The sequence below is a fragment of the Allobosea eneae genome (assembly GCF_042657265.1).
Taxonomy (GTDB): domain Bacteria; phylum Pseudomonadota; class Alphaproteobacteria; order Rhizobiales; family Beijerinckiaceae; genus Allobosea; species Allobosea eneae.
This window is the reverse complement of sequence record NZ_JBHSLW010000043.1, coordinates 1-14,752: the sequence shown is the minus strand read 5'-3', so window position 1 is coordinate 14,752 and position 14,752 is coordinate 1. Positions and strand designations below refer to the sequence as shown.

Here is a 14,752-nt window from a genome sequence, read left to right as displayed (position 1 = left end):
AAGGCAAATACAAAGTGCCACAGCATATTCCGGCAGTTTTAAATTAACACTTGGATTGAATAGGAAGTCATTTTGATTGTCATGTCTCCTTAGTTTGAAGGTTTGACGCAATTACCACCGGATCGCGTGATTTGCGATCGCGGTGTAAGGCTCTGTATAGCGCTGGAATAACGAAAAGAGTTAGCAGCGTTGATGAGATGATGCCACCGATAACGACTGTCGCAAGCGGTCGTTGGACTTCGGAGCCTGCCCCAACATTCAGGGCCATTGGAACGAACCCTAGGCTGGCAACAAGCGCCGTCATCAGTACAGGTCTTAACCGAGTGAGCGCGCCTTCCCGGATCGCCTCGTCCAGGCCGCGCCCTTGCTCTCGTAGCGACTTGATAAAAGATATGATCACGACGCCGTTCAAAACAGCCACGCCGGACAGCGCGATAAAACCAACGCCTGCCGAGATTGAAAGCGGCATATCCCGTACAATCAGAGCTGCGATCCCACCTGTTAGCGCAAGTGGCACTCCTGAAAACACGATTGCGGCATCCCTGATCGAACCAAACAAGCTGTAGAGCAGACCAAAAATAAGGAGAAGGCCAATCGGGACAACCAATTGAAGACGCTTGGACGCTGAGATTAGCTGCTGGAACGTACCCCCATATTCGATCCAATATCCGGTCGGGATTTGAACGTTATCTCTCACCTTATCTTGAAGATCATTAACAAAAGAACCTAAATCCCGGTCTCTAACATTTGCAGTTACAACAACACGGCGCTTACCATTCTCACGGCTTATTTGGTTAGGTCCAACAACGGTCTCAATCTTTGCCACCTCTTCTAAAGGAACAAATTTCGGACTATTCTCCGTTTTTGTAGAATTGATTGGAATGCGTAAACGCCCAATTTCCTCAATTCGTGAACGGTATGCTTCGGGTAGCCTGACGACGAGATCAAACCTCCTGTCGCCTTCAAATATCTTTCCCGCGACCGTCCCGCCTATAGAGGTTTGAACCACTTCTTGAACATCTGCTATGTTCAAGCCGTAGCGCGCCATGGCCTTGCGATCAGGCGTGATCTGAAGAACCGGCAGACCCGTCACCTGTTCGACTTTGCCGTCTTTAGCGCCTGGTATGCCGGAAAGGACACCTTCGACGGCATTGCCCAGACGCAGCAACTCGGCGAGGTCATCGCCGAAAATCTTGACAGCGACGTCCGACCGCACTCCCGAGATTAACTCGTTAAAACGCATCTGAATGGGCTGCGTGAACTCGTAGTTATTGCCCGGAAGGACCTGAAGCGCTTCCTGCATCTCAGCCACGAGCTGCCCCTTCGGCTTTCTTGGATCAGGCCACTCAGAGCGCGGTTTAAGCATCACGAAAGTATCAGCAACGCTTGGCGGCATCGGGTCAGTAGCAACTTCGGCTGTGCCTATCTTGGCGAAGACCTGCGCAACTTCTGGGAAAGCTTTGATCTTGGCCTCTAAAATCGACTGCATTTCAACAGCCTGTTTGAGGCCCGTTCCGGGTATGCGTAGCGCATGCAGTGCGATATCGCCCTCGTCAAGATTTGGCATGAACTCAGAACCGAGCCGAGAAGCGGCGACACCGGCCAGAACGATAAATGCCAGCGCAGCAGAAATCATGAGCCAACGTGCTTTGACAGCCAATGTGAGAAGCGGTCGGTACAACACCAGTGCGGCTCGCATCGGCAGGCTGTCCTTTTCGCTTACCTTCCCCGTGATCGTCAGCGCGACGGCCGCCGGGACAAAGGTCAGCGATAAGAGGAGAGCGGCGAGCAGCGCGACGACAACCGTGAACGCCATCGGGTGAAACATTTTGCCCTCGACCCCAGTGAGCGCAAAAATAGGCACGTAGACGATGGTGATGATCATGACGCCGAATAGGCTTGGTCGAATGACCTCCGCCGCCGCAGTCCCAGCTAGAGAGAACCGCTCCTCCCGGGTAAGAAGGCGCTGCAGACGGTGCTGAGCCTCCGCGAAGCGCCTAAGGCAGTTCTCGACGATGATCACGGCGCCATCGACGATCAAGCCGAAGTCGAGCGCGCCTAGGCTCATTAGGTTTCCCGAAACGCGGCTTTGCACCATCACTGTAATGGTGAGCAGCATCGCAAAAGGAATGATCGCCGCCGTTATCAGCGCGGCCCGAATGTTCCCAAGCAGCAAGAACAACACCAGCACGACGAGGAGCGCGCCCTCGGCAAGGTTCTTCTCGACCGTGCCAATTGTACGCTCGACGAGTTCCGTGCGATCGTAGACCGGCTTTACCGTGATCCCTGCGGGCAGCGACCGTGCGGCCTCGGCGAGCTTTGCAGAAGTAGCTTGTGCTACCGTCCGACTATTCTCGCCGATCAGCATGAAGACAGTGCCTAGAACGACCTCCTGTCCGTTTTGCGTCGCGGCTCCCGTTCTTAGCTCTTCGCCCATGAGCACGTCTGCGACGTCGGCTATGCGGATCGGGATCCCACCGCGCTGCTCTATGACGATATTGCGTAGGTCCTCAAGCCGGCTTGCCTGACCCATAACTCGAACAAGCTTCTGCTCTCCGTTATTTTCAACATATCCTGCGCCAACGTTTGCGTTGTTGCGTTGCAGGGCGTTGAGGACATCAGTCATCGTCAACCCATAAGCCGATAACCGAGGCGGCCAGGGGGTTACGTGATACTGACGTTCAAAACCGCCGATCGTATTGACTTCGGTGACGCCTGGGACATTCCTCAATTGCGGGCGGATGACCCAATCCTGCAGCGTCCGTAGATCCTCAGATGTCCAGAGTGATCCGTCGGGTTTGCGCGCACCGGGAAGCGGCTCGACCGTGTACATGAAAATTTCGCCCAGGCCGGTTGCGATAGGTCCCAGCTTAGGTTCCAGGCCGGCCGGCAACTCGGATCGAGCGCCCTGCAGACGCTCGTTCACAAGTTGGCGTGCAAAATAGATGTCGGTCCTATCCCGAAAAATAATTGTTACCTGAGAGAGACCATAGCGCGAAATCGAACGGGTGTATTCAAGTCCAGGCAAGCCAGCGAGAACGGTTTCAACTGGAAATGTGATCCGCTGTTCGACTTCCAGCGGGGAGAAGCCTGGTGCTTCCGTATTGACCTGAACTTGGACGTTAGTAATATCTGGAACTGCGTCAATAGGAAGCCGTTGAAAGCTCCAAATCCCAATTGCTGATGAAATTAGGACGGTTACGAGAACCAGCCAACGGTGCCGGATCGACAGATGAATGATACGCTCGAGCATGCCGCCCTCTTCAATGGTCATGCGCGGCACCAGATTTTTCGATGTCAGCGCGGATCAGGAAAGCATTTTTAGAAACATAGGTCTCTCCTGGATCGATACCGCCCAAAACTTCGCTCCACTCGGCCGTTTGCCGGCCAAGCTTAAGCATGCGGACCTCGTAGGTTTCACCTACCCGCGCGTAAACGACTCTAAAGTCGCGAAAGGGCTGCAGAGCCTGGGTCCGCACGGCCAAGGGAACATTGTCGGACGTGACGGTTACTTGGCCTTCCACAGCCATCCCTGCAAGCCAAGAGCGATTTGCGTTCTGAAATTCGGCGTAAACAATCGTCGCCTGGTTGCTGGGGTCTGCGCGTGGCATGATTAACTTGATCTTGCCTGTCGTTTTTTGCTCGCCAAGACCTCTGATTTCGACGGGTTGCCCTACACGAAGCGCCTCAAGGTCGCGCGGCGAGGCGAAGAAGGTAGCCTGGAGAGAATCCGGATCGTTGATGACATAGATCGCCTGCGTAGCGACATCACCGACGTTAACATTCCGTTCTACGATCATACCGGAGATGGGTGCGGTTATTTGGTAGGTGCGCAGCGTATCGCTCGCCTCGATACGAGCCAAAACTTCACCTTTTTGAACCGTCTGACCAATTGTCTTCGTAAGTTCGATGACACGCCCGGAATACCAAGCGCGAATTTCAGCACGCCCTTGGCTTTGCAGCTCGATTCGGCCTGCAAGATCGACAACCCGATCGATTCTAGCCGGTCCGACCTTTTCAACCTGGATCCCGTTGGCGTCAGCGGCAGCCTGTGCGATCGTCGTACGGCCTTCATACGACTCGTAGGTCCAGGAATTTGAAACGCTGCGGCCTTCCGCGGCGACTGTTACCTCAAAAGAATGCGGCTCCTTGACCACACCCTTGCCGCGCAGGAATTCTCCGTCTGCTTCGAAAGAGAACGTGTCGACGCGGGGACCTAGGCGGCGCAGCGTGACCTGCAGCTTGACCTCAGTTGGGTCAAGCGGTTTATTCTGCCAGTATGGATAAACATGGAACTCCGGTTCCACGCCCTCTTCGAAGATTGTGATTTCCACCGCGAGATCGCCGACACGAAGCATGCGTCCCTTGTGTGGTCCACGCTCGTATTCGACCTCAATCTTTCTATCCTGGGACTTTGCGTCTTTCGGAGCGACGACCTCGTTGCAACCTGCGAGCATAGCTCCGCCAAAAAAAGCGACGGCCAAAGCGTACACGCCCATTCTGATCTTGCTATTGGTTATCATTTACGTGTCTTCCGCTCGGAAAAACGGCCGTGCCTACCCGTGAGTCGGGCGAGCGCCGCATTGTCGCTGTGAAAGGTCCGAAGCGCCTCAATCCTGCGCAGCCGAGCGTCGTTGAAAATTCTTTGAGCGTCGGTAAATTCAACGAAACTGAACGCGCCGCGTTGTAAACCGTCGCGAACGAGCTGGATGGCTCTCTCAGCTTGTGGAATGACTTCTGCCTCAATCCGCCGCGCTTCCGTTGAACTGGCCTTTAGCCGAGCGCGATAGCGTGCAAACTCACGTTGCAGCGTGAGACGCGAATTAGCGATGTCGTTCTCCGCGGCCAGTTGATCAGCTTGCGCTTTGGCGATGTTGCCTTGGTTGGTATCGAATAACGGCAGAGGGATTGAGAAGCCGGCCACCAATGCCGCGTCCTTTGTGTCGGCGAAATGGCGGACGCCGATCTTGATTGTTGGATCCTGGATGGATCGCGTCAGCTCTAATCGCACACGGGCGAGCGCCACCTTGGCCTCGGATTCTAGCAGTGCCAGTTCAGCATTGTAGGCACGCTCCGTAGGAGAAGCCGGCCGCTCGAGCCAAGTCTGATCAATCGTGTAATCAGGTCCCCCACGCCAAAAACCAGCGAGGCTGGCTTTAGCGATGCGCTCCATCGACCGGGCTTGCTCAAGGGCAATTTCGTCAAGTCCGACCTGCGCCTCTGCGCGCGGCACGGCATAAGCCGGATCGCGGCCCGATTCGGCGCGACGGCCAATTTCTTCGCGCAGCGAGCGACTGATCGCGAGCCGGTCTTCGGCAAGTCGCCTCTGAGCAGAGGCGACAGCCACCTCGATCCAGGCAAGTTCGACCTCGCGCAGGAGATCGAGAATACGCACATTCCCCTTGCTTCGGGTCGCGTCGAGCTCGGCGAGGGCGACGGTCGTTCGCGCCTCACGCTTCCCGCCCAACTCGATAACTTGACTATACGACAGGGTCGTCTCGGGGCCGGATACCCCTCGATAGGGACCCGAGCCCGCAAAATTTTCAATGTCGAGCCCAATCGATGGATTCGGGATAACGCCCGCCTGACCGACGGCTGCATAAGCGCCCTGCAACCGAGCCCGTTCAGCAGGCGCAACGAAACCAGCAGCCCGCGCGCGAGCAAGAGCGTCGGTCAGGGTTAAGGGTTTTGCGACAACAGTCGCAACTGCAATGGAGGAGAAAACGATAAAAGCCGTGATGCCTACGAGAAAGACCCGTGAAATCAGGCTCATACCGTACTTAGTACGGCTGAACATGCAAAGCTCCGAGAGGAAAACGAAAGCACATATCGCCCGCCTAGAGCGATGGCGGCTTCATAATCTCAGGCTTTGGGCGGACGATACAGTTCAGGACATTCGCCGTCTGCCAGACTATCGTCAGGCACCCGGATACAGACCAATTCTACTCTGCAACAAACAACAGAGAATGCCATAGATGTTTGAGATTCTGATTGATCCCCCACATGAGCGTGGATCGCGTTTTCGGCAACAGAGCCAGATGAATCGTCCTGACTGTCAATAGCTTTATTAAAAACAACAAAACCGGCTATTGAGCTGGGGTTATGTGGCATTTCTGTTGCATGCTGTGCTAGATCAACAGCCGTTACCACACTCTGCGCGCATATCAGGCAAACAAGAAGTATGCCGAATGAAACGGCAATCTTTCTCATGATATGGGTGGTGTCCTGAAACACGCCGTCTCCGTTTATTTCGCCAAGCCAAAGCGGATTTTGGCAAAATTTACCTTTACCAAACTTTGATTCCTATCATTTTGACTGTTAGAACTTCGTTCCGTCACCGATCTGACCAAGGCCGCGCGAGAGGCCCGAGTACCGAGGTTATGATGATCAATTCGTCGGTTTGGGTTAGCGCATTCCGGCCTTGCGGCCAAGACCAATAAATTTCGCCAAAGCCGAGCGCGCCTCCGCGTAGTTCGGAGCGACCATCGGATAATCGGCCGGCAGTTTCCATTTCGCACGGTACTGGTCCGGCGTCAGGCCATAGCTCGCGCTCAGATGCCGTTTCAGGGATTTGAACGCCCTGCCGTCCTCGAGACAGATGATCGCGTCAGGCGTCACCGACCGGCGGATCGGCACGGCCGGAACCAGCGGTTCTGCCATAGCGGGCGCAGGCCGGGCCGCCAGGCTGGCAAGCGCGGCATGGGTACTCGCGATCAGCCGCGGTAAGTCGGCCATCGGCAGATTGTTGCGCGTCACATAAGCCGACACGATCGACGCCGTCAGCGCAAGCAGCTCTTCATTGTTGTCAGACATCGATATTCCTTGGTGAGGAAAGGAGCCCAAGCCCGGTCGAGCCATGATTTTCACGATCTGGCTCACTCATCGCTAGCCGATCGTCGTCAGTCGCGACAGAAAATTGGACGCCGTCATGTCTGCGACCGGCTTCTCCTGGCCGGACCCCGTCGTATAGCGCTCTGTCCAGGGGTTTAGGATTGGAACGCCGGCCGCCACGAAATGCGTCTCGTCACGGCTGACGACGATCAGGTTTGCGACCGCAGCCGTGGCAGCGATGAACAGGTCGAGCTGCCCGAAATTGTGACCCCGCCGGCGACCGGCCTCCAGCAGCGTCCGCCAGCGCAGGATCACGTCCTCGGTGAGTGGAAGCGTGCGACCGGCGAACAGAGGACGAAGGGTGCGCGCCAGCCAGTCTGAAACCACTGCGCGGCGCTCGGCATCGGGCGCCTGCTCGATTCCGAAGCGGATCTCGGCGAAGGTCACCTCTGACACGAACAAAGTCTCTTCCGGCTGGGCGGACACAAAGTCGGCGACCGCCTGGTCGGGCTGCGGCTTCCGCAGTTCTGACAGCACATTGGTGTCCAGCAGAAAACCGTTCACACCTCGACGTCCCGGACCGGCCCGGAGATGAAGGGCCGCTCCAGCATGATGCCGGCCAAGGGCGACGCGGCCAAGGCCTCGACCAGGCGACGCCCAGTGTGACGTTCCCGCTCGCGGTCATAAGATTCGGCCGAGACGATCACGACCGCATCCTTGCCGTGCAGCGTCACGCGCTGCGGCCCATGCTCACGCGCCCGCTTCACGACCTCGCTGAACCGCGCCTTGGCATCCTGCAGGCGCCAACGCTCGCCGAGGCCCATCATCTTCTGCTCGCGTCGTTCGGATTTTATCATCGTCGCTCCACTAGTCACCGTGACTAGAATATACGCCCGATTGCCAGATTTGCCAAGGAGCCCCCGCAACCGATCGCGATCGTCAAATCGAACGGGATCATGCGCAGCGCGCATGTCCTCATCGACGAAAATCAGAAAAACTCGACCGAAATCACCTGGCTTTTTCGAAAAGCCAATTGCGGCGCTGCCGTTTGCTCAGGTGGTGCAGAATTGAGCTTGAAGTCGGCCGCGAGGCGGCGCTGATCGCCTTCAGGCGACGGCCGTAGGCCGCCCGGAGGGTCTTCGCGCCGTCTCCGTTTGCGGTCGCCTGCTTATAGAAGAAGCCGATCTGGATAGATCGGTGCCCGTGGGGCCTATTTTTTTAGACCCTATCTTTCGCGAGAACTTGCTGCCCGCCGTTTGCGCTCGAAACGGCAAGGTCCCCTCTTCGCGCTCGGCGTTGATTGCGTGCCGGCGCACCTTGCCGCCGATGATCAGCCAAGCGTTCCAAGCCTTCGAGATGATGCGGATCACCGAAGGTAGATGCGGGCGCCCTTCCCTCTTGCGGAACTGCGTGCTGATCAGGAACAGCCGCTCGGCGATCCGGATGGCGTTGCGCGCCAGCGCGATGCAGACGCCGGCGCGCGCTGCGATCTCGCCGATCGTCAGCGCGCAGGTCCCGCGCCTGCTCTCGACCTCGTCGGCGATGATCCGCATCACCGCGAGCTGGCCCGTCGTGAACTTCGCTGCGAGCTGGGGCGGCATAGGCCCCGACGCGGCCAGCCGCCGCCGGCGCGCGATCGAGCGCTGGCGGTCCGGCGATTTCGGCCGGCGCTTCGGCGGGAAGATGCTGTTCTGCCCATCTAGCGCCCGCTCGAGCGCCGCGGTGGGCGCGCGCACCGCGATCCGGTCCTGCCCCCTCACCTCGTGCTTGCGCGCTTCGATCGCCTCGCTCAGCGCCTGCGCCTGCGCCTCCGTCAGCGCATCTGCGCCAAAGGCGCTCCACAGATCACGGGCGATCTCGTCCAGGCGCGACAACGTGCGCACCTCCGCGATCACCCTCGACATCTCGACTGCGAACATGGCCCGGTCCTTCAAGGCTGGGCCGCGTCGAACCTCCCTCCAAGCTCATCCCGTGCAGGCACAGGTCAGCGATCGGACCCCATCCCCCTCGTCTGCGCGAAGGGCATAGAACTCCGTTCGCAAACCATGTGGTTTGCGTTGACAGAACGATCCGGCTGTGAGAGATTTAAAGCCGTTCTACGGGCGGCTCTCACAGCCGTCACAAAAGGCCTTCAGCTCGCCAAAGCTGGGGCCTTTTCGCTTTTCAGGGGTTAGCGCGGGTTGGTTGCACTTTCCTCTGGCATGTATGCCGCATGAATGACGGCTTCCATGGCTTCTCTGCGTGATTTGAAGCGGCCGGTCGCTATCGCGCTGTCGATCGCCTTTCGAGCAAGCTCGTGGACGAAAACAGTGGTTTCATAGAATCCGGCCTCGTGGCGCCGTGATCGAATGGCGGCCATACGGGGAGCGGATTTTTGCAGCGACGCGGACACTAGAATCACCCTCAAAGCACTAGTGACGATGTGCGAGTCATTTGATTCTTGCAACCCAGAAAATAGATGCCTAACTCGTACCGGAGATTTCTCGCTCCAGTAACATTACTGCTTCTTCCAGCGTTTCGCCTAAGCCCCACCCCTTTCGATCGGCGATCCGGCAGAATGCCTCTATCGTCTCGGGCTTAGCCTTCAGATTGAACTGGACGTTTCGCCCCGTGCGCCGGCGCCGATCGGGCGATGATGGTGATTTCGGCTCACGACTTTGAAAACCTGTAGCTTCAGCAGCTTGCCGGGTGACTGCCTTAGGTGCCCGGGGTTCACGCTTTTTCTTGTCAGCCGGGTCCCAGGCCTTGGGATCGAACGCGTCTAGCTCTTCACCAAAGCCTAAATCTGGGCGTTCGTTGGTCATGTCAGGCCACCTTCTCATCCTGTGTTGACTGCTTCAGCTTTGTGATTACCTCGCCGGCAAACTCACGTGCATTCTCGCGCGCTTTTTCAAGATTGCTGACGTTGCGAGGATCCAGCGACGCAAGGGTGCCACCAAAATCAAAGATATCTCGAAACGCCGCTCGCTCGACAATCGGCGTTATGAACACGTCGACTCCACTTTTAGCTAACTGTTTTTGAACATTCCGAAGTGACCGCGATGTAACTGCTGCGCTTGTTCTTGTAAGAAGAACACTGTGAGCAATCTGTCGACGCGCCATCCGTTCCTGATTCCTAATAAGGCGAATTGTTTTTGCTCCTCCTTTCGCATCCATCGCTGAACCCTGAATTGGAATAATTACCAGATCGGCCATACCAATTGTATTGGCAACCATTAGGCTAGCTGTGCCCTCAAGATCGACAACAACGAACTGGGAGTTAAGTGAAGCAATATCTATTTGATCTACGATCGTATCTTCGGTCGCATTTCCAATTATGGAGATATTCTCAGGCTTCCCAGTCAACGCCCCCCATTGGGATATCCATTTTTCTGGATCAGCATCGATTATGGTAACCGTGGCACCCTTCGCGGCCAGTTCTGAAGCCAGCAGAAGAGCGGCAGTGGTTTTGCCTGCGCCTCCTTTTGGGTTGGCGAATGCGATCGTCGGCATCTTCGAGTCCTCCTGTTCCATGATTAGATATCCAGTAGCTAACAGATAGCTACCAATTTTGTTTGGAATAAGCTAGCTACTGGATAGCTATCTGATCGCTATCTAGTAGCTAGCTATCGGATAGCCAGTTACTTGTGGTACACGGATCTATGGGCGGGGAGGGGAGCATGAGGGGCGGGGCTTTGGGGCGCCCCTGATCTGGTCCTGGGCGGGTCGATCCCGCGCAGGAGCAGTCCCCGCGCGCGAATACCGCCCGAGCCATGAGACCCGGGCGGCAGACCTGATCAAAGGATATAGGGGCGCCGGCGGCGCGGCTGCTTACTCGGCCGCCATCGGCATCGGCGTTTCGTCGCCAACATCATCATGCTCACGATCGGCGGCCTCGGCCTGACCTGCGCTTGGCGTCAGGAGCGGGGAGGGGAGCCAGCCCTTGCCGTCCAGTTCGCGTTCGGCCTGAGCGACGGCCTCTGCCTTAGGGCTGCGCTCGATCGCCTTGGCGGCATCCTCGGAACACTCGGCCTCGCGCAGGATCGCGGCGATGGTCGATTTCGACAGGCGCGACAGGAACTCCTGCTCCGGGCTCCACCATGAACGCATGTCGAGATTGACGGCTTGCGCGATCTGGTTCGCCTGCGCCATCCGGCCACGGCTGATTTCATGACGCGCGGTGACCGCGTTGAGGTTCGCCGCCGACACCACGGCAAGAAGATCGGTCAGCGTATCGATCGGCTGGGCGATCAGCCATCCCCAGAGATCGGCCTGATCGCCGGGGAGGCGGTAGCCCCATGCCTCGACGATCTCGGTCCAGCCCGACAGCGCCCTGCAAGCCTCGGGCTGCTTGATGCTGAGGTCGAGCGCCTTGCGCTCACCCCTGACCTCGACAGCCGAATGCATGTGCAGGCCCTGATGCCGGCCATAGAAGCTGGCCAGCACCAACGGATGCAGCATCGCCGCCATCGCGACAGTCGGCCGCTGCGCCAGCTCCACGCGCATAGCCGCCGTGCGGATCGCCGTCAGTTCTTCGATCAGCGTCGCGGAATATCCGCTCGGCTCCGTCGTCTCGGGCTGCGAAGGCAGGGCAGGGGCCTCGCCGTCATCGTGATCGCCCTGCTCGCCATGATGCAAACGCTCCAGCGCCGAGCGGTCCTCCGTCTTGACGAGGCCGCGCGTCACTTGCAGCGCGCCGTCATAGCCGATCGCGACAAGGCAGCCGGCCAAGGCCTGTTCCTCCGGCACGAAGCTATCGGCGGCATGCTTGATGGCCTCAACGCGTCGTTCGATTTCGGCGAGGCGGTCCTCGTCGGCCGCAATCTGCGGATCGCCCTCGGCATGGGATTCGATCTGCTCGGCCAGGGCGTCGTAGCTCTCGCCCAACGCGGCAAGCTCGGCCTGCTCGGCATCTGTGTGATCGCGGCGGCGGGGGTGGATGCGACCATAGCCCGCCTGATGCAGGCTGTCGGCCTCGATGCTGATTTCCGCCCATGCCCATCCTTCCGGCCGGACTGCATCCGCGACCGCTTGTAGCCTCTCGGCCGCCAGTTCCATCACTAACCGCCGGTTCGTCAGGAAGGTCGCCTGATCCTGCGAGAACAGGTCGCGTAGCACCACACCGCCTGCGGCCTCATAGGCTTCGATGCCGATGAAGCACGCCAGCCTGTCGCTGCTGCGGATATGCTCGTCAGTCAGCACCGCGCGCAGATTGCCTGCGCTGCGGCTCCAGCCCTCGCGCCCGAACCATGCCGCCTCCTGTGCCGAGTGATCGTCGCTGATCGCCAGCGCACGGGCCTGCTCGATGGTGATCGCATCGCTGCGCATTTCGTCCAGGATGGCCGGCGACAGGCTGGCGAGCTTCAAGCGCTGGCGCACGGTGACGACAGACTGGCCGAAGCGACTCGCGATGGCGTCCGCCGGCAACCCGTCCTCGACCAACCGCTGATAGGCCAAGACCTCGTCCACGACATGCATGGCCTCGCGCTGCGTGTTTTCGGCAAGGGAGATCTCAGTATCGCGCTCAGCCGCCAGCACATTGCAGGGGATGTCGATGTCCTTGGCGATCCGGCCCTCCTTCGCCAAGAGCCGCAGCGCCGCCAGACGACGCGCGCCGGCGACGACCTCGAACTTCTGGCCCTTGCCCGCCTTCCTGACGGTGAGGTTCTGGATCAGGCCATGCGCCTCGATGCTATCGGCCAGTTCACTCACGCCGGCGGTCAAATTGACCTTGCGGACATTGGCGGCGCTGGGCGCGAGCTTCGTCAGGGCGATGTGCTGGAAGGCGGTGGCGAGCGTGCCGATCGTCGCGGGGGTGGTCGTGGTCATGGTGGTCTCTCCTGTTTGAGGCCGAAGGCCCGTCACCCGGCAGGGTGCAGGTCCGCCTGCACTCCTGCCTTCGCGGCGAGCAGCGGGGAGAGAGGGGGGGCAAGAGCCAAATCGGGAGGGGGATCGCCCACGCGGTTTCGCGCCGGGCGAGGGGCCGCGGCACGCGGATCCTCGGCTGGTCCTGCACAAGCCGCTTGCGGCGCGGAAGGATGGGGAGACCCGATTTGGCTCTTGCTGGGGAGAGAGGGCCGCGCGCCTCTCTTCCCGCTCAGCGCAACATCATCGCGCCGGCGGCGCGACCTCTGCCGGCGCCCGGCGCCGGCCCGCGCGACTGATCGTTACCGAAGGCGGAAACCCGCTCGCGGGGTTCCGTGGAGCCGGCACAGCCGGCGGAATAGAGCGGATTCCGAAGGACGCGCCATTCCTTTTGCCTGACTAGTGTAGAAAAACCCGTTATATAAATGGGATAAAAATACTGTTTATCGAAAAAGCCGTCCTAAGAATCGTTATCAAGATCCGATTGAACAATAAATAATGTTGTGTCGAAACAAATATTGTACTATTCAGATTTATTATTGATCATGAATATGACTGATCCTGATCAAGCTCTGTACCGGCCCATTACGCGGATCAGTCGCAAACTGTCCGGATTTGGATTCGACCGTGGTGGTCGTGGTACTCTACTTCTCGGCAATGGCGGCGACGGTGATGCGGCCGGCCGTGTTCTTCCCGCATAAATTCTCCACGTCCACCACGATGACGTCTGTCTTCGCCGTCATGGTCTCCGCCATGAGGAACGCCATGGTGCCAAGCCCGGGCTTGGCCGGGAGCCAGAACGCTGCCACCGAGCGCAAGCCCGATGATTGCTAAAAACCCATTTCGCCTTGTGAGCATCGGTCACTCCTTCAAACTGCATGACAGCTCAGACTGTCGAACTTCGAGTCTGAACCGCACCTAAACAAGCCACTTCATTCTGCACGCGTCTATGACCATCGAAAGCAGCTCAGCCATCGGGGAGTCGGCTTGTGCCTGGTCCGTGAAACGACCGTCTGACGGCCAAGTTCCAATTTGTCCGTATCGCTAGCTTTTCGATGGGAAACGGACATTGTCCGGATTGATCGAGAAAACGGACAGACCATGGTGGCGATCGGCTATGCGCGCGTTTCGACAGGCGACCAGGATTTGTCGCTACAGCTCGACGCCTTGAGTGCTGCTGGGTGCAAGCGCGTTTTTCGAGATCACGCTTCCGGTACGCTCACCGATCGGCCCGGCCTGGCACAGACAGTTTCCTATGCGCGCGAAGGCGACACCGTCATCGTCTGGAAACTCGACCGGCTCGGTCGCTCGATGAAGCACCTGCTCGAGACCGTGGCCGAGCTCCAGGACAAGGGCGTCGGATTCCGCTCGCTGACCGAGAACATCGATACGACCACCCCAGGGGGCCGCCTCGTTTTTCACCTGTTCGGCGCACTCGCGCAATTCGAGCGCGACCTGATCAAAGAGCGGACGCGGGCAGGGCTCGTCGCAGCAGCCGCGCGCGGAAGGCGAGGCGGGCGTCAGTCCGTGATCACGCCGGAAAAGCTCGAAAAGGCGAAACACCACATTGCCGCCGGTCTCACCGTACGCGAAGCCGCCGCCCGCATTAAGGTCGGGAAAACGGCTTTATACAATATCTTGAATCAGCACTCTAAAATCGATGGGTCTAATTGAGATGGTCGACGAGAATTGGCAAGCTGAGCTGATCATACACTGGCGCTCCGATGCAGTCGGAACCTATCGCAATTGGTTCTTGTGGGAAGAGCGCATAAAGAATTTTCGTTCTATCCGGCGCGGGATACAAGCCGTTGTTGCTGAAATCCGCGATGACCGCTTCGGCAATGCCTATCGCGGCTCATCCTTGGAAACGGTTCTGGAGTCTATTGCCGAACAGCGGCAGGTTTTCAAAGGTGCCGACCATGCGTTCATGTGGAAACCGAAGCTCCGTATCCCCGATATCTACGAGGATCGCGACAATCAGAGTCCGTCCCGGAACTCATGACGCTCGCGCGATGCGGCGGATAAGAACCATGGCGGCGGCTGCGTAGAGGAAGGCCGTCGCGGAGGCGATGGTGGC

At 58.5% G+C, this 14,752-nt stretch carries 14 protein-coding genes and 1 pseudogene; 2 read left to right on the top strand and 13 right to left on the bottom strand.

What is annotated here, in order from left to right:
- Positions 1-79: 79 nt before the first annotated feature.
- From ACFPOB_RS24130 to ACFPOB_RS24070, 13 genes are all read right to left on the bottom strand, one after another.
- Entirely contained in the window at positions 80-3,253 is a 3,174-nt protein-coding gene (locus tag ACFPOB_RS24130; RefSeq protein WP_377800903.1) for an efflux RND transporter permease subunit, read from the bottom strand.
- Between the two features lie 10 nt (positions 3,254-3,263).
- A complete protein-coding gene (locus ACFPOB_RS24125) occupies positions 3,264-4,523 on the bottom strand; it encodes an efflux RND transporter periplasmic adaptor subunit (RefSeq protein WP_377800901.1) in 1,260 nt (419 codons plus the stop codon).
- Positions 4,520-5,797: a TolC family protein gene (locus ACFPOB_RS24120; protein WP_377800900.1), complete on the bottom strand. Its 1,278-nt coding sequence runs from the start codon at positions 5,795-5,797 to the stop codon at positions 4,520-4,522. The genes ACFPOB_RS24125 and ACFPOB_RS24120 overlap by 4 nt, the downstream gene beginning before the upstream one ends.
- 65 nt (positions 5,798-5,862) lie before the next feature.
- Positions 5,863-6,234 carry a hypothetical protein gene (locus tag ACFPOB_RS24115; RefSeq protein WP_377800899.1) on the bottom strand — a complete coding sequence of 124 codons (372 nt, stop codon included), beginning with the start codon at positions 6,232-6,234 and terminating at the stop codon, positions 5,863-5,865.
- 171 nt (positions 6,235-6,405) lie between these two features.
- Positions 6,406-6,813 (bottom strand): Ros/MucR family transcriptional regulator, encoded by a 408-nt coding sequence (locus ACFPOB_RS24110; RefSeq protein WP_377800902.1) that lies wholly within the window; start codon positions 6,811-6,813, stop codon positions 6,406-6,408.
- Between the two features lie 72 nt (positions 6,814-6,885).
- Positions 6,886-7,395, bottom strand: a complete 510-nt coding sequence (locus tag ACFPOB_RS24105; RefSeq protein WP_082736588.1) for a type II toxin-antitoxin system VapC family toxin — start codon at positions 7,393-7,395, stop codon at positions 6,886-6,888.
- Positions 7,392-7,688: a type II toxin-antitoxin system Phd/YefM family antitoxin gene (locus tag ACFPOB_RS24100; protein WP_068178638.1), complete on the bottom strand. Its 297-nt coding sequence runs from the start codon at positions 7,686-7,688 to the stop codon at positions 7,392-7,394. The genes ACFPOB_RS24105 and ACFPOB_RS24100 overlap by 4 nt, the downstream gene beginning before the upstream one ends.
- A gap of 249 nt (positions 7,689-7,937) precedes the next feature.
- Positions 7,938-8,726 (bottom strand): hypothetical protein, encoded by a 789-nt coding sequence (locus tag ACFPOB_RS24095; RefSeq protein WP_377800898.1) that lies wholly within the window; start codon positions 8,724-8,726, stop codon positions 7,938-7,940.
- 275 nt (positions 8,727-9,001) lie between these two features.
- On the bottom strand, positions 9,002-9,223 hold the full coding sequence (locus tag ACFPOB_RS24090) for a hypothetical protein (RefSeq protein WP_377800897.1): 222 nt from the start codon (positions 9,221-9,223) through the stop codon (positions 9,002-9,004).
- Positions 9,224-9,293: 70 nt separating this feature from the next.
- Complete coding sequence (locus tag ACFPOB_RS24085) at positions 9,294-9,635, bottom strand: stability/partitioning determinant (RefSeq protein ID WP_082736587.1); 342 nt, start codon at positions 9,633-9,635, stop codon at positions 9,294-9,296.
- Position 9,636: 1 nt separating this feature from the next.
- Complete coding sequence (locus tag ACFPOB_RS24080) at positions 9,637-10,323, bottom strand: AAA family ATPase (protein ID WP_082736589.1); 687 nt, start codon at positions 10,321-10,323, stop codon at positions 9,637-9,639.
- Between the two features lie 318 nt (positions 10,324-10,641).
- Entirely contained in the window at positions 10,642-12,639 is a 1,998-nt protein-coding gene (locus ACFPOB_RS24075; protein WP_377800896.1) for a ParB/RepB/Spo0J family partition protein, read from the bottom strand.
- 680 nt (positions 12,640-13,319) lie between these two features.
- Positions 13,320-13,442, bottom strand: coding sequence for a hypothetical protein (locus tag ACFPOB_RS24070; protein WP_377800895.1), 123 nt, complete (start codon positions 13,440-13,442; stop codon positions 13,320-13,322).
- 334 nt (positions 13,443-13,776) lie between these two features.
- Here ACFPOB_RS24070 and ACFPOB_RS24065 point away from each other — a divergent pair, with 334 nt between their 5' ends.
- Together ACFPOB_RS24065 and ACFPOB_RS24060 are read left to right on the top strand one after the other, a co-directional pair.
- Positions 13,777-14,349, top strand: coding sequence for a recombinase family protein (locus ACFPOB_RS24065; RefSeq protein WP_067990121.1), 573 nt, complete (start codon positions 13,777-13,779; stop codon positions 14,347-14,349).
- Position 14,350: 1 nt separating this feature from the next.
- Positions 14,351-14,656, top strand: a pseudogene (locus ACFPOB_RS24060) (type II restriction endonuclease); the annotation flags it as partial.
- Positions 14,657-14,752 lie beyond the last annotated feature (96 nt).

What these genes read in the sequence shown, in the direction of transcription:
- ACFPOB_RS24130 (WP_377800903.1), bottom strand. Translation starts at nt 3,253, where the DNA reads ATGCTCGAGCGTATCATTCATCTGTCGATCCGGCACCGTTGGCTGGTT.
- ACFPOB_RS24100 (WP_068178638.1), bottom strand. Translation starts at nt 7,688, where the DNA reads ATGATAAAATCCGAACGACGCGAGCAGAAGATGATGGGCCTCGGCGAG.
- ACFPOB_RS24125 (WP_377800901.1), bottom strand. Translation starts at nt 4,523, where the DNA reads ATGATAACCAATAGCAAGATCAGAATGGGCGTGTACGCTTTGGCCGTC.
- ACFPOB_RS24065 (WP_067990121.1), top strand. Translation starts at nt 13,777, where the DNA reads ATGGTGGCGATCGGCTATGCGCGCGTTTCGACAGGCGACCAGGATTTG.
- ACFPOB_RS24070 (WP_377800895.1), bottom strand. Translation starts at nt 13,442, where the DNA reads ATGGCGTTCCTCATGGCGGAGACCATGACGGCGAAGACAGACGTCATC.
- ACFPOB_RS24080 (WP_082736589.1), bottom strand. Translation starts at nt 10,323, where the DNA reads ATGCCGACGATCGCATTCGCCAACCCAAAAGGAGGCGCAGGCAAAACC.
- ACFPOB_RS24110 (WP_377800902.1), bottom strand. Translation starts at nt 6,813, where the DNA reads ATGTCTGACAACAATGAAGAGCTGCTTGCGCTGACGGCGTCGATCGTG.
- ACFPOB_RS24075 (WP_377800896.1), bottom strand. Translation starts at nt 12,639, where the DNA reads ATGACCACGACCACCCCCGCGACGATCGGCACGCTCGCCACCGCCTTC.
- ACFPOB_RS24085 (WP_082736587.1), bottom strand. Translation starts at nt 9,635, where the DNA reads ATGACCAACGAACGCCCAGATTTAGGCTTTGGTGAAGAGCTAGACGCG.
- ACFPOB_RS24120 (WP_377800900.1), bottom strand. Translation starts at nt 5,797, where the DNA reads ATGTTCAGCCGTACTAAGTACGGTATGAGCCTGATTTCACGGGTCTTT.